Annotated in this window: 24 protein-coding genes and 1 pseudogene; 13 read left to right on the top strand and 12 right to left on the bottom strand. The window is 71.3% G+C overall.

Annotation, left to right across the window (positions count from 1 at the left end):
• Window positions 1-24: 24 nt before the first annotated feature.
• Window positions 25-507, bottom strand: coding sequence for a hypothetical protein (locus tag OG736_RS25200; RefSeq protein WP_327184450.1), 483 nt, complete (start codon window positions 505-507; stop codon window positions 25-27).
• Between the two features lie 136 nt (window positions 508-643).
• On the opposite strand from OG736_RS25200, the gene OG736_RS25195 reads away from it, so the two are divergent.
• The 4 genes from OG736_RS25195 to OG736_RS25180 all read left to right on the top strand — a co-directional run bounded on the left by OG736_RS25195 (window position 644) and on the right by OG736_RS25180 (window position 3287).
• Window positions 644-982, top strand: a complete 339-nt coding sequence (locus OG736_RS25195) for a YnfA family protein (RefSeq protein WP_054238640.1) — start codon at window positions 644-646, stop codon at window positions 980-982.
• A gap of 63 nt (window positions 983-1045) precedes the next feature.
• Complete coding sequence (locus tag OG736_RS25190) at window positions 1046-1822, top strand: SDR family NAD(P)-dependent oxidoreductase (RefSeq protein WP_327184449.1); 777 nt, start codon at window positions 1046-1048, stop codon at window positions 1820-1822.
• Window positions 1819-2004, top strand: coding sequence for a hypothetical protein (locus tag OG736_RS25185; RefSeq protein WP_327184448.1), 186 nt, complete (start codon window positions 1819-1821; stop codon window positions 2002-2004). Before OG736_RS25190 ends, OG736_RS25185 begins: the two co-directional genes overlap by 4 nt.
• Before the next feature lie 26 nt (window positions 2005-2030).
• Window positions 2031-3287, top strand: a complete 1257-nt coding sequence (locus OG736_RS25180; RefSeq protein ID WP_327184447.1) for a GNAT family N-acetyltransferase — start codon at window positions 2031-2033, stop codon at window positions 3285-3287.
• A gap of 802 nt (window positions 3288-4089) precedes the next feature.
• Here the strand turns inward: OG736_RS25180 and OG736_RS25175 are convergent.
• Complete coding sequence (locus OG736_RS25175) at window positions 4090-5286, bottom strand: RtcB family protein (RefSeq protein WP_327184446.1); 1197 nt, start codon at window positions 5284-5286, stop codon at window positions 4090-4092.
• A 203-nt stretch (window positions 5287-5489) separates the two neighbouring features.
• On the opposite strand from OG736_RS25175, the gene OG736_RS25170 reads away from it, so the two are divergent.
• The 3 genes from OG736_RS25170 (at window position 5490) to OG736_RS25160 (ending at window position 8788) form a co-directional block, all read left to right on the top strand.
• The gene (locus OG736_RS25170; protein ID WP_327184445.1) at window positions 5490-6320 is read left to right on the top strand and encodes a DUF3558 domain-containing protein; all 831 of its coding nucleotides are present in this window, start codon (window positions 5490-5492) and stop codon (window positions 6318-6320) included.
• Window positions 6321-6438: 118 nt separating this feature from the next.
• A complete protein-coding gene (locus OG736_RS25165) occupies window positions 6439-7410 on the top strand; it encodes a DUF3558 domain-containing protein (protein ID WP_327184444.1) in 972 nt (323 codons plus the stop codon).
• Between the two features lie 76 nt (window positions 7411-7486).
• Complete coding sequence (locus tag OG736_RS25160) at window positions 7487-8788, top strand: DUF2637 domain-containing protein (RefSeq protein ID WP_327184443.1); 1302 nt, start codon at window positions 7487-7489, stop codon at window positions 8786-8788.
• A 64-nt stretch (window positions 8789-8852) separates the two neighbouring features.
• On the opposite strand, the gene lysS is transcribed toward OG736_RS25160, so the two are convergent.
• A complete protein-coding gene (lysS, locus tag OG736_RS25155) occupies window positions 8853-10595 on the bottom strand; it encodes a lysine--tRNA ligase (RefSeq protein WP_327184442.1) in 1743 nt (580 codons plus the stop codon).
• A gap of 140 nt (window positions 10596-10735) precedes the next feature.
• On the opposite strand from lysS, the gene argS reads away from it, so the two are divergent.
• The 3 genes from argS to OG736_RS25140 all read left to right on the top strand — a co-directional run bounded on the left by argS (window position 10736) and on the right by OG736_RS25140 (window position 13780).
• Window positions 10736-12505, top strand: a complete 1770-nt coding sequence (gene argS, locus OG736_RS25150; protein WP_327184441.1) for an arginine--tRNA ligase — start codon at window positions 10736-10738, stop codon at window positions 12503-12505.
• A 254-nt stretch (window positions 12506-12759) separates the two neighbouring features.
• Window positions 12760-12924 carry a hypothetical protein gene (locus OG736_RS25145; protein ID WP_327184440.1) on the top strand — a complete coding sequence of 55 codons (165 nt, stop codon included), beginning with the start codon at window positions 12760-12762 and terminating at the stop codon, window positions 12922-12924.
• A gap of 70 nt (window positions 12925-12994) precedes the next feature.
• On the top strand, window positions 12995-13780 hold the full coding sequence (locus OG736_RS25140) for a DUF4253 domain-containing protein (RefSeq protein WP_327184439.1): 786 nt from the start codon (window positions 12995-12997) through the stop codon (window positions 13778-13780).
• Between the two features lie 6 nt (window positions 13781-13786).
• Here OG736_RS25140 and OG736_RS25135 read toward each other — a convergent pair.
• Together OG736_RS25135 and OG736_RS25130 are read right to left on the bottom strand one after the other, a co-directional pair.
• A pseudogene (locus OG736_RS25135) lies at window positions 13787-15030 on the bottom strand (aminotransferase-like domain-containing protein).
• A 67-nt stretch (window positions 15031-15097) separates the two neighbouring features.
• Window positions 15098-15973 (bottom strand): SAM-dependent methyltransferase, encoded by an 876-nt coding sequence (locus OG736_RS25130; protein WP_327184438.1) that lies wholly within the window; start codon window positions 15971-15973, stop codon window positions 15098-15100.
• 147 nt (window positions 15974-16120) lie between these two features.
• Here OG736_RS25130 and OG736_RS25125 point away from each other — a divergent pair, with 147 nt between their 5' ends.
• Window positions 16121-16375 carry a hypothetical protein gene (locus OG736_RS25125; RefSeq protein WP_327184437.1) on the top strand — a complete coding sequence of 85 codons (255 nt, stop codon included), beginning with the start codon at window positions 16121-16123 and terminating at the stop codon, window positions 16373-16375.
• Here the strand turns inward: OG736_RS25125 and OG736_RS25120 are convergent.
• Window positions 16315-17607 carry a helix-turn-helix domain-containing protein gene (locus OG736_RS25120; protein ID WP_327184436.1) on the bottom strand — a complete coding sequence of 431 codons (1293 nt, stop codon included), beginning with the start codon at window positions 17605-17607 and terminating at the stop codon, window positions 16315-16317. The two genes, OG736_RS25125 and OG736_RS25120, sit on opposite strands and share 61 nt — an antisense overlap.
• 188 nt (window positions 17608-17795) lie before the next feature.
• Here OG736_RS25120 and OG736_RS25115 point away from each other — a divergent pair, with 188 nt between their 5' ends.
• On the top strand, window positions 17796-18542 hold the full coding sequence (locus OG736_RS25115) for a DUF4232 domain-containing protein (RefSeq protein WP_327184435.1): 747 nt from the start codon (window positions 17796-17798) through the stop codon (window positions 18540-18542).
• Between the two features lie 11 nt (window positions 18543-18553).
• On the opposite strand, the gene hemB is transcribed toward OG736_RS25115, so the two are convergent.
• Entirely contained in the window at window positions 18554-19546 is a 993-nt protein-coding gene (gene hemB, locus OG736_RS25110; protein WP_327184434.1) for a porphobilinogen synthase, read from the bottom strand.
• Window positions 19547-19700: 154 nt separating this feature from the next.
• On the opposite strand from hemB, the gene OG736_RS25105 reads away from it, so the two are divergent.
• Window positions 19701-21095: an FAD-binding oxidoreductase gene (locus tag OG736_RS25105; RefSeq protein WP_327184433.1), complete on the top strand. Its 1395-nt coding sequence runs from the start codon at window positions 19701-19703 to the stop codon at window positions 21093-21095.
• Between the two features lie 12 nt (window positions 21096-21107).
• Here OG736_RS25105 and OG736_RS25100 read toward each other — a convergent pair whose 3' ends face one another.
• The 5 genes from OG736_RS25100 to OG736_RS25080 all read right to left on the bottom strand — a co-directional run bounded on the left by OG736_RS25100 (window position 21108) and on the right by OG736_RS25080 (window position 26776).
• The gene (locus tag OG736_RS25100; protein ID WP_327184432.1) at window positions 21108-22811 is read right to left on the bottom strand and encodes a bifunctional uroporphyrinogen-III C-methyltransferase/uroporphyrinogen-III synthase; all 1704 of its coding nucleotides are present in this window, start codon (window positions 22809-22811) and stop codon (window positions 21108-21110) included.
• Window positions 22808-23767 carry a hydroxymethylbilane synthase gene (hemC, locus tag OG736_RS25095; RefSeq protein ID WP_327184431.1) on the bottom strand — a complete coding sequence of 320 codons (960 nt, stop codon included), beginning with the start codon at window positions 23765-23767 and terminating at the stop codon, window positions 22808-22810. The genes OG736_RS25100 and hemC overlap by 4 nt, the downstream gene beginning before the upstream one ends.
• A gap of 5 nt (window positions 23768-23772) precedes the next feature.
• Window positions 23773-25491, bottom strand: a complete 1719-nt coding sequence (locus tag OG736_RS25090; protein ID WP_327184430.1) for a glutamyl-tRNA reductase — start codon at window positions 25489-25491, stop codon at window positions 23773-23775.
• Window positions 25488-26252, bottom strand: a complete 765-nt coding sequence (locus OG736_RS25085; RefSeq protein ID WP_020130037.1) for a redox-sensing transcriptional repressor Rex — start codon at window positions 26250-26252, stop codon at window positions 25488-25490. Before OG736_RS25085 ends, OG736_RS25090 begins: the two co-directional genes overlap by 4 nt.
• Before the next feature lie 251 nt (window positions 26253-26503).
• Window positions 26504-26776 carry a glutaredoxin family protein gene (locus tag OG736_RS25080; protein ID WP_327184429.1) on the bottom strand — a complete coding sequence of 91 codons (273 nt, stop codon included), beginning with the start codon at window positions 26774-26776 and terminating at the stop codon, window positions 26504-26506.
• Between the last annotated feature and the right edge of the window lie 72 nt (window positions 26777-26848).

The raw sequence follows: 26848 nt of genomic DNA, 5'->3' as shown, positions 1-26848 counted from the left end.
TACGACGCTCCGCTCCCTCGACCGTCAGAAGAAGTAGGCGTCCCCGGTGTCCAGGACCAGCACCTGCTGCCGGTCGTTGGACCGGTTGCGGTCCACCGCCCCACCGCCCCACAGCGTGTCGACGGCCATCGTCACCTCCGTCGGCCGCCCCCGCAGCCACACCCGCAACGCGATCCGCTCCCCCGGTCCGTCCGCGGCCAGCGCCCCCGTCCGGCACACCACCTCCTGGCGGCCCGTCCGCGCGCAACCGGCCGGCAGCCGCTGCGCCCCGGCCACCAACGGCACCGACCAGCGAAACCGCACGGTCGAGTCGGAGACGTCCTCCGGACCGTGGTTGCGCGGGGTCAGCACGACGTCGACCCGGCCGGCGCCCATGACGGCGGAGCCGTGGTACGCCAGGTCCGCCTCGGTCGCCTCCCCCACCGTCCCGGCCGCCCGCGCGGGCGCGACCCCCACCCCCACCGCCAGCACCGCAGCCCACACCGTGAGACCTCGCATCCAGCGCATGCCACCACTCCTCGATTCCTCGATCGGAAACCGCCCGGGTACGAAGGGCCGGGTACGAAGGGGATGTATCCCACGCCCGGCGCCCGGCAGGCGCCCTCCAACAGGTGACAGCGCCCGGCCGTGCCAAGCTGCCGACATGTTCGTCCTCCGGTCCGCCGCCCTGTTCGTCGTCGCCGCGCTCTTCGAGATCGGCGGCGCCTGGCTGGTCTGGCAGGGCGTACGCGAGCACCGGGGCTGGCTGTGGGCGGCCGGCGGTGTCCTCGCCCTCGGCGCGTACGGCTTCGTCGCCACCTTCCAGCCCGATGCCCACTTCGGCCGCGTCCTCGCCGCGTACGGCGGCATCTTCGTGGCCGGCTCGCTGCTCTGGGGCGCGGTCGCCGACGGCTATCGCCCCGACCGCTGGGACGTGACCGGTGCCCTGGTCTGCCTCGCCGGCATGGCCGTGATCATGTGGGCCCCGAGGAACGGCGGCTGACCCCGATACCCTGGGCGGCAGCCGGTCGTATGAACGAACACCCCCGTGTACGAGGAGCAACCTATGGCCACCGCCGCACCGTCCGCCGCCTCCCGCATCGCCGTCGTCACCGGTGCGAGCAGCGGAATCGGCGCCGCCACCGCCCGGCAGCTCGCCGCGGCCGGCTACCGGGTCGTCCTGACCGCCCGCCGCAAGGACCGCATCGAGGCGCTGGCCGAGGAGATCACGCGGACGGGCGGCTCCGCGACGGCCTACCCGCTGGACGTCACGGACCGCGCGGCGGTCGACGAGTTCGCCGGCGCCTTCAAGACGATCGGCGTCCTCGTCAACAACGCGGGCGGCGCGCTCGGCGCCGACCCCGTCGCCACCGGCGACCCGGCCGACTGGCGCACGATGTACGAGACGAACGTCCTCGGCACCCTCAACGTCACCCAGGCCCTGCTCCCCAAGCTGGTGGCGAGCGGCGACGGAACGGTCGTGGTGGTGTCCTCGACCGCCGGTCACGGGACGTACGAGGGCGGCGGCGGCTATGTCGCCGCCAAGCACGGCGCCCACGTGCTCGCCGAGACCCTCCGCCTGGAGATCGTCGGCCTGCCGGTCCGCGTCATCGAGATCGCCCCCGGCATGGTCAGGACCGACGAGTTCGCCCTCACCCGCTTCGGCGGCGACGCGGACCGGGCCGCCAAGGTCTACGAGGGCGTCGCCGAACCCCTCACCGCCTCCGACGTGGCCGAGACGATCACCTGGGCGGTCACCCGCCCCAGCCACGTCAACGTCGACCTCCTCGTCCTGCGCCCCCGCGCCCAGGCGTCCAACACGAAGGTCCACCGGGAGCTGTGACGGCCGAGGAGGGGACCGCGGGCCAGGACCCGGACGCACGGGAACAGCGCTCACTGGAACAGCGCCGCCTCGCCCAGGAGACGAAGAACGAGCGCCACATGTGGGTCTTCCTGGCCTACTTCCTCTTCGGCATCCACATCGTGGCGTTCGTGATGATCTACGCGGTGCGCCACGCGAAGTGACGGCCGCCGCGCCATAGGGTTTCCCCGTGGACAGACACATACCGTTCGAGACGCTGCACAACTTCCGTGACCTGGGCGGATATCCGACCGGCAGCGGCCAACGGGTCCGCGCGGGCCGGCTGTTCCGCGCGGACTCGCTCGGCAAGCTCCGACCGGACACCCCGGACTGGGACCGCTTCCTCGCCCTCGGCGTCCGCACGGTGATCGACCTGCGTCACCCCTGGGAGATCGAGGCGCGGGGCCGGGTACCGGAGGACGACTCCTTCACCTACCGCAACCTCAGCATCGAGCACCGCCCCTACGACCAGGCCGCGTTGACCCCGGACGTGGACCCGGGCCCGTACCTCTCCGCCCGCTTCATGGAGGTGGCGGAGGACGGCACGAAGGAGATCGCGGCGGCCCTGGAACTGGTGGCCGAGGCGCGGGAGGGGCTGGTCTTCCACTGCGCTTCGGGCAAGGACCGCACCGGACAGCTGGCGGCCCTGGTCCTGGGCCTGCTGGGCGTCCCGGACGAGGTGATCATCGAGGACTTCAGCCTGACGGAACTGGCGACCCCGGCCCTGCTCGCCGACTGGCGCGCGCGGAACGACGGCCGCTCCCCGGCCTGGCCGTCATTCGGCCGGGCCCCCGAGTCGGTGATGCGGCTGTTCCTGGAGGCGCTGCGGGCCCGTCACGGCTCGGTGGAGGCGTATGTGACGGAAGCTCTCGGCATGGACGCCGAGGCCTTGTCGGCCACCCTCCGCGCTCGCCTCCTGGAACCGGCCCCCACCGCCCGGCCGGAGTTGACCCACCGCAGGGCGGAGCCGCTCGACGCCCCTCTCCTGGTCCGCCTGCGCGACACGGCGGCCCTGTGGCAACTGGCCCGGGGCATCGAGCAGTGGCAGCCCGGCGAGAAGACCGCGGCCCACTTCGTCGACCGCATGCGCGAGGGCGAGGTCTGGCTGACGTACGCGGACGGCGCGGTCGCGGGCGCCTTCGAGCTCTGGTGGGACGATCCGGCCGCCTGGGGCCCCCGCCCGCCCGAGGCCGGCTACATCCACCGCCTGATGACGACCCCGCACACCGCCCCACCGGGTACGGGCCGCAGGATGCTGGCCCAGGCCGAGTCCCGCATCACCGCGGCCGGCCGTCCCTACGCCCGCCTCGACTGCCTCTCCACCAACCCCCGCCTGCGCGCGTACTACGAGTCCGCGGGCTACACGGTCGTCGGCGAACAGCGCGCCAAGGAGGGCGGCACGGGAAGCCCGTACGCGGTGACCCTGCTGGAGAAGCGGCTCGGCTGAACCCACACGAGTGAACCTCGCCGATCACCCGATCGGCGGACGAACTGGCGATCCAGGCTCGCGCCAGACACGTGAAACACAACGGCCCTCGTCCGGGACCGGCATCCCCGACGAGGGCCTGACCAGCATGGAAGGAATCCCTTCCGCATGGCTGACTGCGAGCCTGTCGCTCACCAGTTCATGGACCTCAGGGTCCCGGAGTACGCGTACATGTTCGGCTTCCTGCAAGCGGACGGGAATCTGTACCAGGGCATGGGTCGGAAGGGATGCCTCACCAGAAGCTGACGCCTCACTACAGCAACATCACCGCGCGCACCCGATCCACCAACTTCGCCGAATCTCACAGTTCGACCACCTGGTCGCTCTGTTCCCTCGAGGCCAGGACCACACTCAACGAACTCGGACTGCCTTTACGCGCAGAAAGTCACCGGCGCCGAGCGCAACATCAAACGCAATACCCGGGACTCGATCTACAACATCCTCTACACGAAGGAGAACGCCCAGAAGCTGGCAGCGGACCTCTACTACAGCGACTGCCTGTCTCTGGAGCGCAAGAAGACCGCAGCAGACTCATTGGTCGGGTGGGTCCGGCCGGCAGACATGAAGGTCGCGCCCCAACGCCGTCGCTGGACAGCACACGAGGACCGCGTCCTGCTGCGTCTGAACAGCGACGCCGCGGCGGCGCAGGAACTCGGCCGGACCGAGAACAGCTGTTCCGTCCGTCTCTGGCGACTGCGGACAGGCCAAGTCCCGGTACCGACCGCGTGATAGGCGGTGAGGCCCCGCCCTGGGGCCTCACCGGTCAGCCCTTCACACAGATGAACTGCTTCAGCTTCGCCACCACCTCGACCAGGTCACGCTGCTGATCCATCACCTGATCGATGTTCTTGTAAGCGCCCGGAATCTCGTCGAGCACTCCGGAGTCCTTGCGGCACTCCACGCCCCGCGTCTGCTCCTCCAGATCCCGCACCGTGAAACGCCGCTTCGCCGCGTTCCGGCTCATACGCCGACCCGCTCCGTGCGAAGCCGAGTTGAACGCCTTCTCGTTTCCGAGGCCCTTCACGATGTACGAGCTGGTACCCATCGATCCGGGAATGATCCCGTACTCACCGGAACCGGCGCGAATCGCACCTTTACGCGTGACCAAAAGGTCCATGCCCTCATACCGTTCCTCCGCCACGTAGTTGTGGTGGCAGGAGATCTCGGTCCCGAAGGTCGGCTTGGCCTTCTTGAACTCCTTGAGGACAACGTCCTTCAGCAGCGCCATCATGATCGCCCGGTTGTACTTGGCGTACTCCTGGGCCCAGTACAGATCGTTCCTGTACGCGGCCATCTGCGGGGTGTCCGACACGAAGACCGCCAGATCGCGGTCGACCAGTCCCTGGTTGTGCGGGAGTTTCTGGGCGATACCGATGTGATACTCGGCCAGTTCCTTGCCGATGTTCCGCGAACCGGAGTGCAGCATGAGCCAGACCGAATCTGACTGATCGAGGCAAATTTCGATCATATGGTTGCCGCTTCCGAGCGTCCCCATCTGCCTTCCTGCCCGCTCCTCACGGAACTTCACCGCCTCCGCGACTCCGTCGAACCGCGTCCAGAAGTCGTTCCACCCGCCGGTTGCCGCCGGACCGTGGAACCGCTCCGGGTCGACCGCGGTGTCGTGCATTCCGCGGCCCACCGGGATCGCCTGCTCGATCTTCGAACGGAGCCGGGAGAGATCGCCGGGCAGGTCGTTCGCCGTGAGCGAGGTCCGGACCGCGGACATTCCGCACCCGATGTCGACGCCCACCGCCGCGGGACAGACGGCGCCCCGCATCGCGATGACCGAGCCGACCGTCGCGCCCTTGCCGTAGTGGACGTCCGGCATGACCGCCAGTCCCTTGATCCACGGCAGGGTCGCCACGTTCCGCAGCTGCTGGAGCGCGCCCTCCTCGACCGACGCCGGGTCGGCCCACATACGGATGGGTACCTTCGCGCCCGGCAGCTCCACGTACGACATATCGTCCTCATTCCCCCGGATTAAATACAAAAGCCTTAGATCGCAAAACCGGCGCCAAGGTCAACGAAAAGGACAGCGGACCGGCATCCACAGCTCCACGTGCGATACACATTGTCTCCAGGGGCCGCCCCCGTCCGGCAAGCGAATAACCAGCGGGGACACCGGGCCACCCACATCACCTGAACCGTCGAGAGGAGCCGACCGTGCAGCGGAAGGCATACGTACCCGGCGTCGTCGCGCTCCTCGCGGCGCTGCTGGCCGGCTGCACCGGCGGTTCGGACGAAGGCGGCTCGACGGACAACTCCAACCCGGGCGAGGCGGGGACGGCCAGCGCCGTCGCGCAGCCCGGCAAGTACGACACGCTCCCCGAGGCCTGCGGTGTGGTGAGCCGGTCCACCCTCGACTCGCTCCTCCCCGGCATCAAGCAGCTCGCCGACGAGGCGCAGCGCGACACCGCCTACGCGGGTGAGGCGACCCAGACGTTCGACACCGACCGCAAGGTGGGCTGCCGTTGGAAGGTGGAGTCGACCGACGCCACCGACCATCTCCTCGTCGACTTCGAGCGGGTCGTCTCGTACGACAACGCCGTGAGCGACGACAACCAGGCCGAGGCCCTCTTCGCGCAGAAGGTGACCGCGGCCGACCTTCCCGCACCCACCGCCTCCGCCACCGGCGCGGCGACCGGCTCCCCTTCCACGAGCCCGAGCACCTCCCCCTCGACGACGACCTCCCCCTCCGCGGCCGTCTCCGCGTCGGCCTCGCCCTCGGCCTCCTCCACCGTCACGCCCGCCGACCTCCAGCCCCGCCTCCTGGAGGACCTGGGCGACGAGGCGTTCATCGACGACGCGCTCAGCAGCTCGGGTTCGACGGCCAAGCAGCGCACGGTGACTGTGGCGTTCCGCACGTCCAACGTCATGGTGACCATCCAGTACGAGGAGCAGCCGGCGACCGTCGGCACGGTGCCGGACAGTGAGGAAATGCAGGACAAGGCCCGGAAACTGGCCGCGCAGCTCGCCGACTCACTGGCCGGCTGAGGGCACTTCGGCCCGGTTCGGGCCGCACCCGCAAAGCCCTCGAAGCGGAACCGCACAGCTTCTTCACCGACTACGGTGGCCCCTCGGACCCGATCCGACCGCAGGAACCACGAGCGTCATGAGTGAAGGAACCATGCAGCGACGAGCCCAGCGAGACGGCCAGTTTGACCAGCGCGAGCAGCGTGCCGAGCGAGTGAACCGTGCCGGAGGGCTGAACCGCCTCCTGGCCGCCGCGGTCGCCGTCCCGGTGATGCTGTTGGCCGCGGGCTGCTCCTCGGACTCCGGCTCGGGCGACGACGCGAAGGACGCCGGCGCCTCCACCGGTGCCGGTTCCGGCACCGACTCCGCGGCGAGCTCCGCACCGACCGTGCAGGCGGCGGCGTACAAGACGCTGCCCGAGGCGTGTGCGGTGGTGTCGAAGAAGACGCTGACGGAGCTGGTGCCGAAGGGCGCGGCCAAGGGCAAGGAGGGGACGTCCAGCGACACCGCGGCCCGGGCCAGTTGTTCCTGGTCCAGCCTGGCCAACAACGGTGTGAAGGGCTCGCAGTTCCGCTGGCTGAACGTTTCGCTGCTGCGCTTCGAGTCGGACGCGACGACCGGTGACGGCGAGTCGCAGGCGAAGACGTACTACGCGAAGCAGGTCAAGGATGCCCAGGCGGTGTCGGGCGCGAAGAACGTGAAGTCGGCGCCGGTGGCCGCGACGGGTGACGAGGCGAACTCGGTGCGCTACGACCTGAAGAAGTCGGAAGGCGCTTTCAAGCAGCAGACGGTCGTGGTGCGCGTCGAGAACGTCGTGCTCACGCTCGACTACAACGGCGCCGGTCTGGCGGGCGACAAGGCGCCGAGCGCGGAGACCCTGACGAAGTCGGCGGAGAAGGCGGCCAAGGAGGCGGTGGCCGCCGTGCGGTCGGCCAACGGCGAGGGCGGCAGCGGCGGTTCGGACACGTCGGCCACCAGCCCGTCCCCGTCCGAGTCGGCCTCCTCCGCCCCGAAGGCGACGCCCTCCAAGTCGTCGTCGGCGACCCCGAAGGCGACGGCCTCCAAGGCGGCCGCGGCGGCACCGAAGGCGTCCGCCTCCGCGAAGAGCTGACGGACCGGCAACACGTGCGCCGCACACATGTGCCACCCTGTTGCGCGCAAGAACACGCAAGGGGAGGGGAGTACGGGTGTCCGCGCCAATACAGCTGACCCGGACGCACCGCGTTCTCATCGGCGTGGTCGTGACCGGCGCCGTGATCATCGCCGGAATCGGCTTCGCCGGTTCGTACGCGGCCGTCCGGGAACTGGCCCTCGAGAAGGGCTTCGGCAACTTCTCGTATGTTTTCCCGATCGGTATCGACGCGGGTATCTGCGTCCTGCTGGCCCTGGATCTGCTGCTGACCTGGATCCGCATCCCCTTCCCGCTGCTGCGGCAGACGGCGTGGCTGCTGACGGCGGCGACGATCGCCTTCAACGGCGCGGCGGCCTGGCCGGACCCGCTGGGCACGGGTATGCACGCGGTGATCCCGATCCTGTTCGTGGTGTCCGTCGAGGCGGCCCGGCACGCGATCGGCCGGATCGCGGACATCACGGCGGACAAGCACATGGAGGGCGTGCGCCTCACGCGCTGGCTGCTCTCACCGCTGCCCACCTTCCTGCTCTGGCGCCGTATGAAGCTGTGGGAGCTGCGCTCCTACGAGCAGGTGATCAAGCTGGAGCAGGAACGTCTCGTCTACCAGGCGAGGCTGCGTTCCCGCTTCGGCCGTGCCTGGCGCCGCAAGGCCCCGGTGGAGTCGCTGATGCCGCTGCGGCTGGCCCGTTACGGCGTCCCGCTGGCGGAGACGGCCCCGGCGGGTCTGGCGGCGGCGGGCATCGAGCCGGCCGTGCTCCCTCCGGCGCCGGTCCCGGCGGCCGCGCCCCAGCAGGAGCTGACTGCGGCCGCCCCGGTCGACGCGGGCGTCCGTGCCGTCGAGGCCGCTCCCGTGCCCCGGCAGGCCCAGCAGGCGCCGCAGGTCGGTCACGCGCCCGTCCCCGCCCCCACGGAGGAGGAGCAGAGCCCGTGGTTCCAGGCACCGCACGAGGTGGCGTACCAGGGGGGCTACGACCCCACGTACGACCCCTCGGAGCAGTACGCCCAGTGGTACGAGGAGCAGCAGCAGGCCGAGCAGTACCAGGACCAGTACCAGGAGGAGCCTCCGACGCAGGAGCCCTCTCCGGAGGAGACCGGTTCGTTCCCCATCCCGGTGGGTCCGGGCCGCAGCCGCGAGCTCGGTGAGGGCGGCGGTACCCCGGTGATCGAGCCGGACGAGGAGGCGTACTACCAGGTGTTCCGCCAGTCGATAGACGGCAGCTTCCCCACGCCCGGTGTCCTCGGCGACAACATCCAGGCGACCTACGGCACGACCATGAGCCCCAGCGCTCTGAAAACGCTTACGGAGCGCTTCCAGCACCGCTTCAACACGGAACTGGAAGAGGACCACATCGCGTGATCCGCGCGAACGAGGAGGGGGCGCCCGGTCCAGTACCGGGCGCCCCCTCCTCGTCGTACGCCGCCTACTCCCCGAGCAGGGCCCGCACCCGCTCCTGGCCCACGGCCAGCAGCAGGGTGGGCAGCCTCGGGCCGGTGTCACGCCCCACCAGCAGGTGGTAGAGCAGGGCGAAGAACGTCCGCTGGGCGGTCTTGATCTCCGGCGGGAGTTCCTTGGGGGTGGCGTCGGCGGAGAACCCGGCCTGGACCTTGGGAACGCCGTAGACGAGGTGGGTGAGTCCGTCCAGCGACCAGTGGTCGGCGAGTCCGTCGAGCAGGAGCCGCAGGGACTGCTGTGAGGCCTCGTCGAGGGACTTCAGCAGCTCGGCGTCGGCTTCGGCGCGGACGATGGTGCGCTGGTCGGCGGGGACGTGGGTGTTGATCCAGGCCTCGGCCTTGTCGTACCGGGGCCGGGCCTCGTCGAGGGAGCCGAGCGGGTTCTGCGGGTCGAGGTCGGAGAGGATCCGCAGGGCCTGGTCCCGGTGTCCGGCGGTGATGTCGGCGACGGAGGCCAGCGTGCGGTACGGCAGCGGCCGGACGGTGCGCGGCAGCTCACCGGCAGCCGTGCCCACCGCACGGGAGTGCGCGGCGATGTCGGCCGGGAGCGCCGAACCCTCGGCGACCTTGGCGTCCAGCTTGTCCCACTCGTCGTAGAGCCGCTGGATCTCCTGGTCGAAGGCGATCTTGAAGGACTGGTTGGGGCGGCGGCGGGCGTAGAGCCAGCGCAGCAGCTGCGGCTCCATGATCTTCAGCGCGTCGGCGGCGGTGGGGACACCGCCCTTCGATGACGACATCTTCGCCATGCCGCTGATGCCGACGAAGGCGTACATGGGCCCGATGGGCTGCTCGCCGCCGAAGATGCCGACGATCTGGCCGCCGACCTGGAAGCTGGACCCGGGGGACGAGTGGTCGACGCCGCTCGGCTCGAACACGACGCCCTCGTACGCCCAGCGCATCGGCCAGTCGACCTTCCAGACCAGCTTGCCGCGGTTGAACTCGTTCAGCCGGACGGTCTCGGCGAATCCGCAGGCGGCGCAGGTGTAGGACAGCTCGGTGGTGTCGTCGACGTACGAGGTGACCGTGGTGAGGTCCTTCTCGCAGTTGCCGCAGTAGGGCTTGTACGGGAAGTAGCCGGCCGAGCCGGACGAGCCGTCGTCCTCGTTCGCCGCGCCCGATCCCTCCGCCGCCTCGAGCTCGGCCTCGTCGAGCGGCTTCTGCTGCTGCTTCTTCGCGGGGGCCTTCTTGGTGCGGTACTGGTCGAGGATGGCGTCGATGTCCCCGCGGTGCTTGATCGCGTGCAGGATCTGCTCGCGATAGACACCGGAGGTGTACTGCGCCGTCTGGCTGATGCCGTCGAACTCCACGCCGAGCTCGGCCAGCGACTCGACCATCGCGGCCTTGAAGTGCTCGGCCCAGTTCGGGTGGGTCGAGCCCTGCGGCGCCGGGACGGAGGTCAGCGGCTTGCCGATGTGCTCGGCCCAGGAGTCGTCGATCCCGGCGATGCCCTGCGGCACCTTGCGGTAGCGGTCGTAGTCGTCCCAGGAGATCAGGTGGCGGACCTGGTGTCCGCGACGGCGGAGCTCGTCGGCGACCAGGTGCGGGGTCATGACCTCGCGGAGGTTGCCCAGGTGGATGGGTCCGGAAGGGGAGAGTCCGGACGCCACGACCACAGGTTTGCCGGGGGCCCGACGCTCCGACTCCTCGATGACCTCATCCGCGAAACGGGAGACCCAGTCGGTGGTCTCGGTGCTCAGAGCCACGATCGGCACGTCCTCTTGTTCTGAAGGCTTCCGGGTTTGAAGTGCGTTCCATTGTCCCAGACGGCCCCGCGCCCGGGAAAACGGCTTTACCCCCCATGGGATACTGACTGCGTCTATCCATCCCCACGAGGAGAACGGCACCCACTCCTATGGCCCCGGTCACGTCCCTCAGTCACTCCGTCGAACAGCACCTCACGTCCGCTCTCTCGGCCACCCTGCCGGAGGCCGCCGGCGCGGACCCGCTGCTGCGACGAAGCGACCGGGCCGACTTCCAGGCCAACGGCATCCTGGCGCTGGCCAAGAAGGCGAAGGCGAACCCGCGGGAGCTGGCGACGCAGGTCGTGTCGCACGTGGTCACGGGTGACCTGATCGAGGAGATCGAGGTCTCGGGCCCCGGCTTCCTGAACGTGACGATCACCGACGGCGCGATCACCCGGAACCTCGCCGCGCGGTACGCGGACGTGGACCGCCTCGGCGTGCCGCACTCCGCCGCGCCGGGCACGACGGTCATCGACTACGCCCAGCCGAACGTGGCGAAGGAGATGCACGTCGGTCATCTGCGGTCGGCGGTCATCGGCGACGCGACGGTGCAGATCCTGGAGTTCACCGGCGAGAGCGTGGTGCGCCGGCACCACATCGGCGACTGGGGCACCCAGTTCGGCATGCTCATCCAGTATCTGGACGAGCACCCGCACGAGCTGGACCACAAGGATTCCCAGGTGAGCGGCGAGGAGGCGATGTCGAACCTCGACCGCCTCTACAAGGCCGCGCGCAGGCTGTTCGACGCGGACGAGGAGTTCAAGACCCGGGCCCGACGCCGGGTGGTGGACCTCCAGGCGGGCGACCCGCACACGCTCGCGACCTGGCAGAAGTTCGTCGACGAGTCGAAGATCTACTTCTTCTCCGTCTTCGAGAAGCTGGACATGGAGATCCGGGACGAGGACATCGTCGGCGAGTCGGGCTACAACGACATGCTGGCGGAGACCTGCCGCCTCCTGGAGGAGTCCGGGGTCGCGGTCCGCTCCGAGGGCGCCCTCTGTGTCTTCTTCGAGGACGTCAAGGGCCCGGACGGCAACCCGGTCCCGCTGATCGTCCAGAAGTCGGACGGCGGCTACGGCTACGCGGCGACCGACCTGTCGGCGATCCGTGACCGTGTCTTCAACATCAAGGCGAGCACGCTGCTGTACGTGGTGGACGCCCGTCAGTCGCTGCACTTCAAGATGGTCTTCGAGACGGCACGCAGGGCGGGCTGGCTGAACGAGGACGTCAAGGCGCACCAGTTGGCGTTCGGCACGGTCCTCGGCAAGGACGGAAAGCCGTTCAAGACCCGTGAGGGCGAGACGGTCAAGCTGGTCGACCTCCTCGACGAGGCCGTCGAGCGGGCCACCACCGTGGTCCGGGAGAAGGCCGTGAAGGTCGGCCTGTCCGAACCGGAGATCGTGGAGAACGGCCGGTACGTGGGTGTCGGCGCGGTGAAGTACGCCGACCTGTCGACGTCCGCCGTGCGGGACTACAAGTTCGACCTGGACCAGATGGTCTCGCTGAACGGCGACACGTCCGTCTACCTCCAGTACGCGTACGCGCGTATCCAGTCGATCCTGCGCAAGGCCGGCGAGGCCCGCCCGGTCGCTCACCCGGAGCTGGAACTGGCTCCGGCGGAGCGGGCGTTGGGCCTGCACCTGGACCAGTTCGGCGAGACGGTGCACGAGGTCGCGGCGGCGTACGAGCCGCACAAGCTGGCGGCGTACCTGTACCAGCTGGCCTCGCACCTGACGACGTTCTACGACCAGTGCCACGTGCTGTCCCCCGACAACTCGCCGGAGGTCGTCGAGAACCGCCTGTTCCTGGTGGACCTCACGGCCCGCACCCTCCACCTGGGCATGGCCCTGCTGGGCATCCGGACGCCGGACAAGCTCTGACCGACCGGCGGCACCCAGGGACGCTCGACGTACCGCGGCCCGTCCTCCTTCCGGCTTCCGGGGAGGGCGGGCCGCGGTCATGTCCGGGTACGTCAGCCGGCGAACCGCCTGAACGCCGCGCGGGTGCCCGACCCGGCGATGCCGTCGATCTTTCCACGACCGGGGACCGGGTGGACCGGGCCCCGGAACCAACTCCTCGCACCCGCACGTCCTCGCCTTCGACGACACGAGAAGACCAGTGCAAGGAGCGGCGGTTGGGCGGCGCGGACGACCCGTCGATCATCGACGTCCTGATCGCCTTCCTGCTGGTCGGAGGCGCGGGGGTGGTCATCCCGGCCGTCGTCGTCCTCCCGCTCGTCGGCCTGGGCATCTGGCTGACGCACGTCTGGCGCCGTCGGCGCGCGAGACACTCCGCCTGACGGCCGTCGCGGACCGGACGGGACACAGCGACCCGGGCCGGTGTCAGTGCCTGCCCTTACAGTCACCGGCATGGCGACTCTTCCCAATCCGCTCCCCAAGCTGGCCTCCGATCCCAGCGGCCGCTCCCTCGGCCTCCGGCTCCCGCCGGGCCGGCTGATCGACACGACGGACGAGGGGGTGTGGCACGAGCCGTTGCTGTGGCACGCGGAGCAGTCCGCCTCCTCGGGCAACTGGACGGCCCTCGGCGGGACGGCGGGGCGGGCCGGGCTGCTTCCGGTCCTGGTCGACCTCGGCGGCTCCCAAGGCGGCCCGTCGGAATGGGAGTTGATGCCCGCCGAGGTGTCGTACCCCGGGGACCACGACGCGGAGGAGGTCCTCGCGGAGTACTGGCAGGAGTGTGCGGCGGACGGCGAGGAGTGGCCCGGTCTCGCCGCGCCCGGCACCCTGACGGCGGATCCCGACACGCGCGCCGCACAGATCGCCGACACCCTTGCGGAGCAGGCGCCCACCTGGTTCAGGTCGCCGCATGTCGCCCTGGTCCCCGCCCGCCGCAGCGCGGACGTCCCGGCGGCCGTCGGCTGGTCGGGCCCGGCCGACCACGAGAACGACACCGCGCGTCTGTGCGCCGTCCTGCGCTCCTGGGAGGACCGCTTCGGCATACGGGTCGTCGGCCTCGGTTTCGACGTCCTGGCCGTATCCGTCGCGGCCCCGCCCGGCACCCTCGCGGAGGCGCGGTCGATCGCCGCCGAGCACTTCGCGTTCTGCCCGGACAACGTCCTCCAGGGCCCGGGCACCCTGGAGGCCTACGCCCAGCAGCTCGTCGGCCAGCCCACCTGGACCTTCTGGTGGGACTGATCCGCGCTACCCGGTGAGCCCCCGCCCCAGCCTGCGCAGCCCCTCCCCGATCTCCTCCGGGGTCTGCGTCACGAAGCACAGGCGCAGGGTCGAGCGGTCGGGTTCACCGGCGTAGAAGGGGGCGCCGGGGACGTACGCCACGTCCTGGGCGACGACCCGCGGGAGGAGGGCCGTGGTGTCGTACGACTCAGGGAGCCCCAGAGGAACATCCCGCCCTCGGGGCGGGCCCACACCGACCCTGCCGGGAGGGCGTCCGCGAGGCCCGCGAGCATGGCGTCCCGGCGCTCCCGGTACACGGCGGCGACCCGGGCCACGTGCGCGTCCAGGTCGAAGGCGGTCAAGTACCTCGCCGCGGCCAGCTGGTTGACGGTCGGGGTGTGCAGGTCGGCGGCCTGCTTGGCGACGACGCAGGCCCGGCGCAGCTCGGCCGGCGCGCGCAGCCACCCCAGCCGGATGCCGGGTGCCATGACCTTGGAGAAGGAGCCGAGCAGGACCGTACGGTCGCGGGCGTCGGGGTGGGCGGCGATCCAGGGGACGCGCTCACCGTCGTAGCGGAGTTCGCCGTAGGGGTCGTCCTCGACGACCCACAGACCGTGCCGGGCCGCGACCGCGGCGACCGCGGCACGGCGCTCGGCGGGGAGGGTGCGGCCGGTGGGGTTCTGGAAGGTGGGGACGGTGTAGAGGAGCTTCGGCCGTTCGCGGACCACCAGGTCGGCGAGTGCCTCGGGGTCCAGGCCGGCCTCGTCCCCGGGCACGGCGACGATCCTCGCTCCGGCCAGCCCGAAGACCTGAAGGGCGGCCAGGTAGCAGGGCGCCTCGACGAGCACCGTGTCGCCGGGGTCGAGGAGAGCGGTCGCCAGCAGGGACAGGGCCTGCTGGGAACCCGTGGTGACGAGCAGGTCGTCGGCGGTCGTGGGCAGACCACGGGCCGTCGTCCGCGCCGCGAGCCCCTCACGCAGGCTCGGCTCGCCCTCGGTGGTGGCGTACTGGAGGGCCTGGGCCGGGGCCTCCTCCAGCGCGTACCGGAACGCTGCGGCCACGCCCTCGCGGTCGAACAGCTCCGGCGCGGGCAGCCCGCCCGCGAAGTTGATCACCTCGGGGCGGCCGGTGACGGCGAGGATGTCCCGCACGGGCGAGCCGCCGATCGACCGGACCCGGGCGGCCAGTGAAGGCACGGAGGCCGGAACGGATGCGGGGCCGGGGACGAAGGCGGGGGCGGGCGCACTGGGCGACTCGGCTGCGACAGTCATGCCCGCACCCTAGGGAGATACGTGCCGCCTACACACGGGTTTCTGCCATGTGGACAGCGGCACGCGTTCACACCTTCGTGCCCGTCGCCCCGTACACGTTGATGTCGTCGTCCGTCACGTCGTCGATCCCGCGATAGCGGATCTTCTCGATGTCGTCGAGGGCGGCGAAGTCGTCCGGCGCGATGCCGGGCGGGGCGGGCGCCGGCCCCGGGTTCCACCGGTGCACGGGCACGACCCCGGGCGCGTCCAGGACGAGGCCCGGGGTGTCGCCGAACAGCCGCTCCACCTCCGCCCTCGACCGGAAGACGAAGGTGAACCCGCGCTCCGTGTACGTCCGTTGGACGGCACGGGTCGGCTCGGGATGCAGCTCGTCGGTGAGATGGGTGAGGACGACCCTGCTCCCGGCGGGCAGCCCCGCCACCAGCTCCCGCAGCACGGGGTGGGCCGCCTCGTCCTCGACGAAGTGCAGGACCGCGACCAGGCACAGGGCGATCGGCTCGGCGAAGTCGAGGGTCCTGGCGGCCTGTTCGAGGATCCGGGCGGGCTTCAGCAGATCGGCGTCGAGGTAGTCCGTCCGCCCCTCAGGACCGCTGGTCAGCAGCTCCCGCGCATGCGCGAGCACGACCGGGTCGTGGTCGACGTACACCACCCGCGCCTCGGGGACGAGACGTTGGGCGATCTGGTGCACGTTCTCCCCGGTGGGCAGCCCGGTACCGAGGTCGAGGAACTGGCGTATCCCGTCCTGCGCGGCCAGCTTCGTCACGGCCCGCCGCATGAAGTCGCGGTTGTGCCGTACGTCGAGGTAGCCGCGCGGGTTGGCGGCGAGGGCGGCGGCCGCGGCGGCACGGTCCACCGGGTAGTTGTCCCGGCCACCGAGGAACACGTCGTAGACGCGGGCGGGATGCGCCCGGGTGGTGTCGATCCCTGCGGACTCTGCGGACAAAGGGGTTCTCCCTGGGCAGTCGGGCGTCCCACATCCCGTCCCGGAGGGGCACTGTCTGCGCAGGTCGGAGGCTATGGGACCGGACCGGCGTCCCGACTTGCACGGCGGATGTGGAAGGTCGGAGGCCGTACGACTCAGGCTTGCCCCATGCCCACACGCCCCACTCCCCCCACTCGCCGCCGCGTCCGTCTGCTCGCCGTCGCGCTGACCGCCGCCGCGGCGCTCACCCTCACCGCGTGCCACGACGGCGAGGGCCTGCGCGACGAGGGCCCGTCGGCCGCCGGCACCCTGACGGGGACCGGCACCCTGACGGGATCGAGCCCCCTGACCGGGTCGAGCGCCTACGGCGCGGTAGAGGCTCCCGCCCGCTCCCACGCGGACCCGCCGAGCGGGAACTCGTAGTCGGGGCGCCCGTTCTCGCCGCTCGTGCGGAACGGCCTCCCCTTGTCGTCGATCGTCATCGTGCCGTGCCGTGCACCGCTGGACCAGGACAGCTCCAGATACCAGCGCACGTCGTACGCGGAGGCGTCGGCGGTGACGTAGTAGACCTCCGGGTCCGACTCGCTCACCTTGAACGGGAAGTTCTTGTGCCCCGCCTCGGGCACCAGCGCCGGCCGCGCCGCGTCGAGGGCGACGGAGAAGGCACGCGTCGGCACACCGCCACCGCAGCCGACGCCCGGGTAGCCCATGGCGTAGTCGTTCCAGGCGAGCGGCGCGGCCTTGCCGACGGTCCGGACCGTCAGGCTGTCCACGACGACGGTCTCCTCGCCGGTCCCCTGCACGGTGAGCTCCAGATACTGCTCCCCCGCCGACACGGCCCCGTGCCGGGCCACCCACGCGGGCGCGTCCTGCTCGACGGGCGGCGGCCCGACCTGCCCCGGCCCCCGCTCGATCAGATAGCGCTGGCTGCAGGGGCTCTCCCAGGCGTACGGGCGGGTGGTGACCGTCAGCGGGACGCGGTCGCCGGCCGCCGCGCCCGGCGCCGGCGAGGAACCCGCGGTGGCGGAGCCCGACGGGGAGGCGGACCGCGAGGCCGAGACGGAGGCCGTCGGCGACGCGGACACGGACACGGACGGCGACGCGGACGGCGAGGACGTGCTCCCCGTTCCCCGCCCCTGCACGGACGGCTTGGCGGCCGCACCGACGCTGTCCCCCTCGCCGGACCCACCGGACGGCAGGGTCAGGGCGAGCGCCAGGGCGACCGAGCCGAGGGCGGCCACGACACCGACCCCGGCGAGGGCCAAGGAGCGTCGGGTGGGACGGGTCCGCTCGTCCCCCACGACCTCGACGACCGCTCCCCCGGCCCCGGCATCCCCGGCCTCGGCATTCACGACCCCGGCGTCCACGACCGCCGCCCCCGCGACGGCGTCCGCCTCAGCCGTACTGCCCTTCCTCCCCCGCACCGCGTCCGCCAGCACCCACCGCCGGTGCAACTCGACGAGCTCCTGAGGTGACGCCTTGCAGAGCCGCGCCAGCCGCTCCACGGGCGCGTAGTCCGTGGGGACGGCGTCCCCGTTGCAGTAGCGGTGCAGCGTCGACGTACTCATGTAAAGCCGTTTCGCGAGCATCCCGTAGCTCAGCCCGGACCGCTCCTTCAACTCTCGCAGCAGCTCGGCGAACTCGGTCGCAGACACCGTTCCTCCACTCCCCATGTCCCATCCCCGCGTTCCAGGGATGGTCCGTTTCCCCAGGTCAGACCCGTTGCGGCCATTCCAGCGTCCCTGATCGTCCGCCGGCCGTGGCGGCCGGGACGGATCCCCGCACAAGCTTTGGCCATCCAAGCACGCCGCTTCAACCCGGCATTCCGGAAGAGGACTTCACAATGCGTATCCGCCGCACCAGCCACCTGCTCGCCCTCACCGCCCTGGCCGCCCTCGCGCTCACGGCGTGCCAGGACGGGACGGGCGTGAAGGACGAGGGCGCCTCGCACCCGGCGTCGTCGACGGCCACGGCGGCACAGCCCACGCCCGGCACGGACAAGGGGACCGGCGCCGGCACCGGCACGGCCCCGACGAAGGACACGACGGGCTCGGCCGGCTCATCCGGCAAGGGCGGCACGACGGACGGCAAGTCGGGCGGCAACACCGGCTCCGACACGGGCGGCGACACGGGCGACAAGGCCGCCGACACCGCCTCCGACAGCCGCGTCCTGTGCAACGGCTCGAACACCAGGGTCACCGCACAGACGGTCGCCCGCCCGCTCAACCACATGCTGCTCACGGTGACCAACACCGGCAGCAAGACCTGCGACCTGACCTACAACCCGGTCCTGCGCTTCGACGAGATGCAGTGGGTGCCGCAGGCCGCGAAGGAGACGCAGCCGCAGGCGGTGACGACCCTCGCGCCCGGCGAGTCCGGCTACGCGGGCGTGCTGCTGTCCGCCGCCGACGGCAGCGGCGAGGGCGGCCAGACGGCCAAGAAGCTGACGGTCGCCTTCCAGGGCTACACCCCGAACAGCGACGGCGGCGCCTCCGCGACGCCGACCCTGCCCGCCAAGGGCGTCTACTACGACAGCTCCCTGGCGGTGACGTACTGGCAGCAGGACATGGACGACGCGCTGTCCTGGTGAAAGGGAGCGAACTACCGCAGCTTCTGGGCCACTTCGGTGGCCCAGTAGGTGAGGATGTTCCGCGCTCCGGCCCGCTTGATGCCGGTCAGCGTCTCGAGGATCGCCCGGTCGCGGTCGACCCAGCCCTTCTCGGCGGCGGCCTCGACCATCGAGTACTCGCCGGAGATCTGGTAGGCGGCGACCGGCACGTCCACGGCGTCGGCGACCCGGGCCAGGATGTCGAGGTAGGGGCCGGCCGGCTTCACCATGACCATGTCGGCGCCCTCCTCCAGGTCCAGCGCCAGCTCGCGCAGCGACTCACGGAGGTTCGCCGGGTCCTGCTGGTAGGTCTTGCGGTCGCCCTTCAGCGACGAGCCGACGGCCTCCCGGAACGGGCCGTAGAAGGCCGACGAGTACTTGGCGGTGTAGGCGAGGATCGAGACGTCCTCCCGGCCGATCTGGTCCAGGGCATCGCGGATGACCCCGATCTGCCCGTCCATCATCCCGCTGGGCCCCACGACATGGGCACCCGCGTCGGCCTGGACCTGTGCCATCTCGGCGTACCGCTCCAGGGTGGCGTCGTTGTCGACGCGCCCCTGTTCGTCCAGCACCCCGCAGTGGCCGTGATCGGTCGTCTCGTCCAGGCACAGGTCGGACATGACGAGCAGGTCGTCCCCGACCTCGGCCCGCACGTCCCGGATGGCGACCTGGAGGATCCCGTCCGGGTCGGTCCCGGGCGTGCCGAGCGCGTCCTTCTTGGACTCCTCCGGCACGCCGAAGAGCATGATCCCGGAGATCCCGGCCTGTACGGCCTCCAGCGCGGCCTTCTTCAAGCTGTCGCGCGTGTGCTGCACGACACCGGGCATGGCCTGGATCGGCACCGGCTCGCTCACGCCCTCCCGCACGAAGGCGGGCAGGATGAAGTCGGCCGGGTGCAGCCGGGTCTCCGCGACCATGCGCCGCATGACGGGGGTGGTGCGCAGCCGCCGGGGACGCGTACCGGGAAAGGATCCGTACTTCGTCATGGCCTCTACGCTACGCCCGGCCCGGGGGCACCTTTGCCGACGCCCCGTCGGCCCGAGGGAGGGCCACCGCCCCGCCCGTGTGCACCGTGCACGCCCCGGGTCCATCCTGGAAGGAAGCACCCGGACGGCCACTCCTGCGCTCGAGGAGGCCGCGATGACCGCCACGCACCACCCCACCCCTGACCTCTTCGCCCTCTCCGACGTGCACGGCCCGGTGCTGCGTCCCGGGGACGAGGGCTATGACGCCGAGGTGGCCGCCTTCAACCTGGCGGCCCGGCACGCCCCGGACGTCGTCGTGGGCGCGACCGGCGCCGACGACGTCGTGTCGGCGATGCGCTGGGCCGCGGCCACCGGCACGCCCGTCGCCGTCCAGGCCACCGGACACGGCGCGAACTTCCCCCTGGACGGCGGTCTGTTGATCAACACCGCCCGGATGACCGACGTGTCGATCGACGTCGGGGCGCGAACCGCGACCGTCGGCGCCGGCGTGAAGTGGCGGCTGCTGCTGGAGGCGTCGGTCCCGCACGGCTTGTCCGCGCTGCACGGCTCGGCGACCGACGCCGGGGTGGTCGGCTACACCCTGGGCGGCGGGCTGCCGCTGCTCGGCCGGGCCTACGGGTTCGCCTCCGACCTGGTCCGTTCCCTCCAGGTCGTCACCCCGGACGGCACCCTGCACGAGACGGACGCCGACCACGAGCCCGACCTGTTCTGGGCACTGCGCGGCGGCAAGGGGAACGTGGGCGTGGTGACGTCACTGGTCACCGGGCTGGTGCCGCTGAGCCACGTCGTCGGCGGTGGCATCTACTGCGCCGGCGAGCACGCCGAGCCGCTGCTGCGTGCCTACGCGGACTGGGCGCCCACCGTGCCGGCCGAGATGTGCACCGGCTTCACCCTGCTGCGGCTGCCCCCGCTGCCGATCATCCCCGAACCGATGCGCGGCCGCTTCTTCGCCCGCGTCGCGGTCGCCTGGACCGGCGACCCGGCCGCGGCGGACTCCCTGCTGGCGCCGCTGCGCGCGGCCGCGCCGGTCGAGTTCGACACGGTGGCCGACCTGGACTGTCGCAAGGTCGACGAGATCTACCAGGACCCGCAGGACCCCATCCCCGCCCGCGAGTGCTGCGCGCTGCTGCGCGAGCTGACCCCGGAGGCCGTGGACACCCTGCTGGCACAGACCGGCCCGGACGCCGGCGAGGACTACCCGCTCCTCATGGTCGAGCTGCGCCACATGGGCGGCGCACTGGCCGAACCGGCCGCCGTCGAGGACGCGGTCTGCGCCCGCGACGCCGCGTACCTGCTGGAGTCGGTCGGCGTCCTGGCCGGCCCGGAGGCCGCCGCGGCGGTGGAGGCGGCCACGGCCGCCCTGTACACCGCGATGGCGCCGTACGGCACGGGCCGCACGATGGTCAACCTCCACGGCACCCCGGGCGACGGCGCCGACCGCGCCCGCGCCTGGACCCCCGAGGTGCACGACCGTCTGCGCCGCACGAAGGCGACGTACGACCCGCACAACCTGCTGCGCCAGGGGCACACGGTCGTGCCGGTCCCCTGACGCCCCCGGCCGTTACGTCGCCCGCCTCCGCCGCGCACCCGGACGCCGCTCGCTCGGCCGGCTGACCGGGTCGCCGGCCTCCTGGGCCGCGGCCCGTCGGCGCAGTCCGAAGTCGGCCAGTGCCTCGGCCAGCTTGAGCGCGGACGGCTCGGGCGCCATGACGTCCACCCGGAGCCCGTGCTCCTCGGCCGTCTTGGCCGTGGCCGGGCCGATGCAGGCGATGACCGTCACGTTGTGCGGCTTGCCGGCGATGCCCACCAGGTTCCGCACGGTGGACGACGACGTGAAGAGCACGGCGTCGAACCCGCCGCCCTTGATGGCCTCCCGCGTCTCCGCCGGCGGCGGCGAGGCCCGCACGGTCCGGTAGGCGGTGACGTCGTCGACCTCCCAGCCCAGCTCGATCAGCCCGGCGACCAGGGTCTCGGTGGCGATGTCGGCGCGCGGCAGGAACACCCGGTCGATCGGGTCGAAGACCGGGTCGTAGGGCGGCCAGTCCTCGAGGAGCCCGGCGGCCGACTGCTCGCCGCTCGGCACGAGGTCGGGCTTCACACCGAACGCGACGAGCGCCTTCGCCGTCTGCTCGCCCACCGCCGCGACCTTGATGCCCGCGAAGGCACGCGCGTCGAGCCCGTACTCCTCGAACTTCTCGCGCACCGCCTTGACGGCGTTCACCGAGGTGAAGGCGATCCACTCGTAGCGGCCCGTCACCAGGCCCTTGACCGCCCGCTCCATCTGCTGGGGGGTGCGCGGCGGCTCGACGGCGATCGTCGGCACCTCGTGCGGCACGGCGCCGTACGACCGCAGCTGGTCGGAGAGCGACACCGCCTGTTCCTTCGTACGCGGCACGAGCACCTTCCAGCCGAACAGCGGCTTGGACTCGAACCACGACAACTGGTCGCGCTGGGCGGGGGCGGAACGCTCACCGACCACGACTATCACCGGCCGGCCGCCCTCGGGCGAGGGCAGCACCTTCGCCTGCTTCAGCGTCTGCGCGATCGTGCCCAGGGTCGCCGTCCACGTCCGCTGCCGCGTCGTCGTACCGGCCACCGTGACCGTCATCGGCGTATCGGGCTTGCGCCCCGCCGACACCAGCTCGCCGGCCGCCGAGGCCACGGAGTCGAGGGTCGTCGACACGACGACCGTGCCGTCGGACGCCCCGACCTCGGTCCAGCAGCGGTCCGAAGCCGTGCGCGCGTCGACGAAGCGGACGTCGGCGCCCTGCGCGTCCCGCAGCGGCACACCGGCGTACGCGGGCACGCCGACGGCGGCCGCGACACCGGGTACGACCTCGAAGGGAACACCGGCCGCCGCGCACGCGAGCATTTCCGCCGCCGCGTACGTATCAAGTCCGGGGTCCCCGGTCACCGCACGGACGACCCGCCTGCCGCCCCGCGCGGCCTCCATGACAAGATGTGCGGCATCGCGCACAGCGGGTACCTCAGCGGTTGTTGACGTGCCGTCAACGATCGTCGGGAGGGGCGCGCCCGTGCCCGGAGGAGGGTCCGATGGACCCGCTTCCGCGTTCACGACGGCGACGCCCGGCCTCGCGTGCGTCCGTACGACGTCGAGCACCTCGTGCTCGGCGACGAGGACGTCCGCGTGCGCAAGCGCCTCCACGGCGCGCAGAGTCAGTAGTCCCGGATCCCCGGGTCCGGCACCCAGGAAGGTGACGTGCCCGTGTTCAGGACCAGCGGCTGGAAGGGCGGTGGGGCTCACAGTGCTCGCTCCCCCATCAGACCGGCCGCGCCCTGGGCGAGCATCTCGGCTGCGAGTTCGCGACCGAGCGCCATTGCCCCGTCGTGCGTCTCGGGCACGGGACCGGTGGTGGACAGCTGCACCATGCGCGTGCCGTCGGTGGTGCCGACGACGCCACGCAGGCGCATTTCGTTGACAATCTGCCCGTCGGCCAGCAGGTCGGCAAGCGCGCCCACAGGGGCGGAGCAGCCGGCCTCCAGGGCGGCGAGCAGGGACCGTTCGGCGGTCACGGCGATCCGGGTGAACGGGTCGTCGAGCTCACCGAGCGCGGCGATCAGTGACGCGTTCTCCGCGGCACACTCGATCGCCAGTGCTCCCTGGCCGGGAGCGGGCAGAACCGTGTCTATCGACAGGAAGTCGGTGACCTCGTCGATGCGGCCGATGCGGCTGAGGCCGGCCGCCGCCAGCACCACCGCGTCCAGCTCGCCGTCGTGCACGTACCCGATCCGCGTGTCGACGTTCCCGCGGATCGGCACGGTCTCGATGTCCAGCCCGTGGCTGCGCGCGTACGCGTTCAGCTGCGCCATCCGGCGCGGCGAACCCGTACCGATGCGCGCTCCGCGCGGCAGGTCGGTGAACTTCAGCGCGTCCCGGGCGACGATCACGTCGCGGGGGTCCTCGCGCACCGGTATGGCGGCCAGGACCAGGTCCTCGGGCTGCGTGGTCGGCAGGTCCTTCAGCGAGTGAACCGCGAAGTCGACCTCGCCCTTGGCCAGCGCGTCCCGCAGCGCGGTCACGAAGACGCCCGTGCCGCCGATCTGCGCGAGGTGCTCGCGGGAGACATCGCCGTAGGTGGTGATCTCGACGAGTTCCACGGGCCGTCCGGTCACCTGGCTCACGGCGTCCGCGACCTGCCCGGACTGGGCCATGGCGAGTCTGCTTCGCCTCGTCCCCAGTCTCAGTGCCTTCGTACTCATGCCGCTCATGCCGGCCCTCGGCTCTCTGCGTTCTTCTCGGTGCTTTCCTCGGCCCGGGACACGGCGGCCACCGCTTCCGGGTCGAGGTCGAACAGGGTCCGCAGCGCGTCCGCGTACCCGGCGCCGCCGGGCTCGGCCGCGAGCTGCTTGACCCGTACGGTCGGTGCGTGCAGCAGCTTGTCGACGACCCGCTTCACGGTCTGGGTGATCTCGGCGCGGTGCTTGTCGTCCAGGCCGGGCAGCCGCCCGTCGAGCCGGGCGATCTCCGTGGCCACGACCTCGGCGGCCATGGTGCGCAGGGCGACCACGGTCGGCGTGATGTGCGCGGCCCGCTGTGCGGCGCCGAAGGCGGCGACCTCGTCGGCGACGATCCGCCGCACCTGGTCGACGTCGGCGGCCATCGGCGCGTCGGCCGAGGCCTCCGCCAGCGACTCGATGTCCACCAGCCGCACGCCGGCCAGCCGGTGGGCGGCCGGGTCGACGTCCCGCGGCATCGCGAGGTCGAGCAGGAAGAGCACCGGCTCCGGCCGGACGAGCGTGGCGACCGGCTCGGGTCCGCGGCGCTCGGGGATCCGGCCGAGGGTGGCGGCGGTCGCGGCGAGCGCGGTGATCAGCTCGGCGTCGGCCTCGGGGGTGCGGCGAGCGGTCGGCCGGCGGTCCACGGTCGCGTTGTCGACCCAGGCGGCGTGCTGCTCCAGCGTCGCCGCGTCCATGCCGGCTACGGCGGCCTCGCCCAGCACGGAGAACCCGGACTGCTGCACGGGGGCCTGCTGCACGGCGGCCAGGTCGAGGGGGCAGTTCTCGTCGGTGCCGACCGAGGTGGGCGGCAGCGGCCGTACGTCCGTCGCCGCGGCCTCGTCCTCGAAGGCGACGGGTGCCCCGGTGCGGCCCTCGACGGCCTCGGCGACCGCCTCCGCCGTCAGGACCAGGCCCGTCGCCCCGGTACACGAGACGGCCACGTCGGCACGTGTCAGCTCGGCCGGCACCGACTCCATCGGTACCGCGCGGGCCGACACGTCCGTGTCGCCGCCCTCGGTCAGTATCTGGGCGAGCCGCTCGGCCCGGTCGGGTGTGCGGTTGGCGACGACGATCTCGGCGACCCCGGCGCGCGCGAGCGTGGCGGCGGCCAGCGAGGACATCGAACCGGCGCCGATGACCAGCGCCTTCTTGCCCCGCGCCCACGCGGTCACGTCCCCGCCCGCGGCAAGCTGTTCCAGGCCGAAGGTGACCAGGGACTGCCCGGCGCGGTCGATGCCGGTCTCGGAGTGGGCGCGCTTGCCGACCCGCAGGGCCTGCTGGAACAGGTCGTTCAGCAGCCGTCCGGCGGTGTGCAGCTCCTGCGCCCGGGCCAGGGCGTCCTTGATCTGTCCGAGGATCTGCCCCTCGCCGACGACCATGGAGTCCAGCCCGCAGGCCACCGAGAAGAAGTGGTGGACGGCGCGGTCCTCGTAGTGCACGTACAGGTAGGGGGTGAGCTCCTCGAGCCCGACCCCGCTGTGCTGGGCGAGCAGCGTGGAGAGCTCGGCGACACCGGCGTGGAACTTGTCCACGTCGGCGTACAGCTCGATCCGGTTGCAGGTGGCGAGGACCGCGGCCTCGGCGGCCGGTTCGGCGGCGACCGTGTCCTGGAGCAGCTTGAACTGGGCGTCCGTGGACAGCGAGGCCCGCTCCAGCACGCTGACCGGAGCGCTGCGGTGACTCAGCCCGACGACGAGGAGACTCATGCCGGCATCACGGCGGGTACGTCCCCGTCGGGTCCCTGGTCGGTGGAGTCGGCTCGGCCGGCCGGGGCCGGTACGGCGTTCTCGTTCGCCGCGGCCTCCTCGCCGGCCTTGCGCTGCTCGTGGAAGGCGAGGATCTGGAGCTCGATGGAGAGGTCGACCTTGCGCACGTCGACGCCGTCCGGGACGGTCAGCACGGTCGGCGCGAAGTTCAGGATGGACGTGACGCCGGCGGCCACGAGCCGGTCGCAGACCGCCTGGGCGACGCCCGGCGGGGTGGTGATGACGCCGATGGAGACGCCGTTGTCGGAGATGATCTTCTCCAGGCCGTCGCTGTGCTGGACGGAGATCCCGGCGACCTGCTTCCCGGCCATCGCGGGGTCGGCGTCGATGAGCGCCGCGACCCGGAAACCGCGCGAGGCGAAGCCGCCGTAGTTGGCGAGGGCCGCGCCGAGGTTACCGATACCGACGATCACGACCGGCCAGTCCTGGGTGAGCCCGAGCTCGCGGGAGATCTGGTAGACGAGGTACTCGACGTCGTAGCCGACCCCTCGCGTCCCGTAGGAACCCAGGTAGGAGAAGTCCTTGCGCAGCTTGGCGGAGTTGACCCCGGCCGCGGCCGCGAGCTCCTCGGAGGAGACCGTGGGGACCGAGCGCTCCGACAGTGCGGTCAGCGCGCGGAGGTACAGCGGAAGCCGGGCGACGGTGGCCTCGGGAATCCCTCGGCTACGGGTCGCCGGTCGGTGAGTTCGGCCAGTTGCCACGGTGCTCCTGCGGGTAGAGCGGGGCTGTAGGCGGTCACACGTACCCAGACCGCCCCGTCGACAGCAGGCTATGTCTTTGTGAACGCGTGCACAAAGATGGTGTCCGATTTGCCCGGCCAACGTGACCGGGGTCACGCGCAACATTCCAGGGGGCAAAACCGCCACTCTCCTCGTGAATCCCGCCCCCGAGACAAAACCGCCATCGATCCTAAGCGACGTTCGGTACAACCTTGTACTGCTCGGTCAGTTCCTCACCCGGCCAGTTCTTTGCGCAGGCGACTCTCGTCCACCCGCCAGAAGGTGTGCTGCCTGCCGTCGACCAGCACCACCGGGATCTGCTCCCAGTACTGGTCGTACAGCTCACGGTCGTCGGCGATGTCCTTCTGCTCCCAGGACACACCGAGTTCCCCGCAGACCTTCTCGATCACGCGCTCGGCGTCGTCGCACAGATGACAACCGGACTTACGAATGAGGGTGACCGACCGCTCGCCCGGAGCGGCCTTACGTCGAAAGAGGGGAGTCATACCGCCATTCTCGCGCTTCTTTAACGGCGCAGTCGCGGAGAGTTCACACCCTTCGAACCTCTCGGCTCGGGA

Origin of the sequence: Streptomyces sp. NBC_01334 (assembly GCF_035983595.1) — a bacterium.
GTDB classification, from domain to species: domain Bacteria; phylum Actinomycetota; class Actinomycetes; order Streptomycetales; family Streptomycetaceae; genus Streptomyces; species Streptomyces coriariae.
Note: the sequence above shows the minus strand (reverse complement) of the source record. Positions and strands in the feature narration are given on the sequence as shown.

Bases quoted from the DNA above. Each gene is read 5' to 3' on its own strand.
- argS (WP_327184441.1), top strand. From the start codon at position 10,736: ATGGCCCCGGTCACGTCCCTCAGTCACTCCGTCGAACAGCACCTCACG.
- OG736_RS25090 (WP_327184430.1), bottom strand. From the start codon at position 25,491: ATGAGTCTCCTCGTCGTCGGGCTGAGTCACCGCAGCGCTCCGGTCAGC.
- OG736_RS25105 (WP_327184433.1), top strand. From the start codon at position 19,701: ATGACCGCCACGCACCACCCCACCCCTGACCTCTTCGCCCTCTCCGAC.
- OG736_RS25195 (WP_054238640.1), top strand. From the start codon at position 644: ATGTTCGTCCTCCGGTCCGCCGCCCTGTTCGTCGTCGCCGCGCTCTTC.
- OG736_RS25080 (WP_327184429.1), bottom strand. From the start codon at position 26,776: ATGACTCCCCTCTTTCGACGTAAGGCCGCTCCGGGCGAGCGGTCGGTC.
- OG736_RS25125 (WP_327184437.1), top strand. From the start codon at position 16,121: ATGCCCACACGCCCCACTCCCCCCACTCGCCGCCGCGTCCGTCTGCTC.
- OG736_RS25190 (WP_327184449.1), top strand. From the start codon at position 1,046: ATGGCCACCGCCGCACCGTCCGCCGCCTCCCGCATCGCCGTCGTCACC.
- OG736_RS25165 (WP_327184444.1), top strand. From the start codon at position 6,439: ATGAGTGAAGGAACCATGCAGCGACGAGCCCAGCGAGACGGCCAGTTT.
- OG736_RS25200 (WP_327184450.1), bottom strand. From the start codon at position 507: ATGCGCTGGATGCGAGGTCTCACGGTGTGGGCTGCGGTGCTGGCGGTG.
- OG736_RS25115 (WP_327184435.1), top strand. From the start codon at position 17,796: ATGCGTATCCGCCGCACCAGCCACCTGCTCGCCCTCACCGCCCTGGCC.
- OG736_RS25175 (WP_327184446.1), bottom strand. From the start codon at position 5,286: ATGTCGTACGTGGAGCTGCCGGGCGCGAAGGTACCCATCCGTATGTGG.
- hemC (WP_327184431.1), bottom strand. From the start codon at position 23,767: ATGAGTACGAAGGCACTGAGACTGGGGACGAGGCGAAGCAGACTCGCC.
- OG736_RS25140 (WP_327184439.1), top strand. From the start codon at position 12,995: ATGGCGACTCTTCCCAATCCGCTCCCCAAGCTGGCCTCCGATCCCAGC.
- hemB (WP_327184434.1), bottom strand. From the start codon at position 19,546: ATGACGAAGTACGGATCCTTTCCCGGTACGCGTCCCCGGCGGCTGCGC.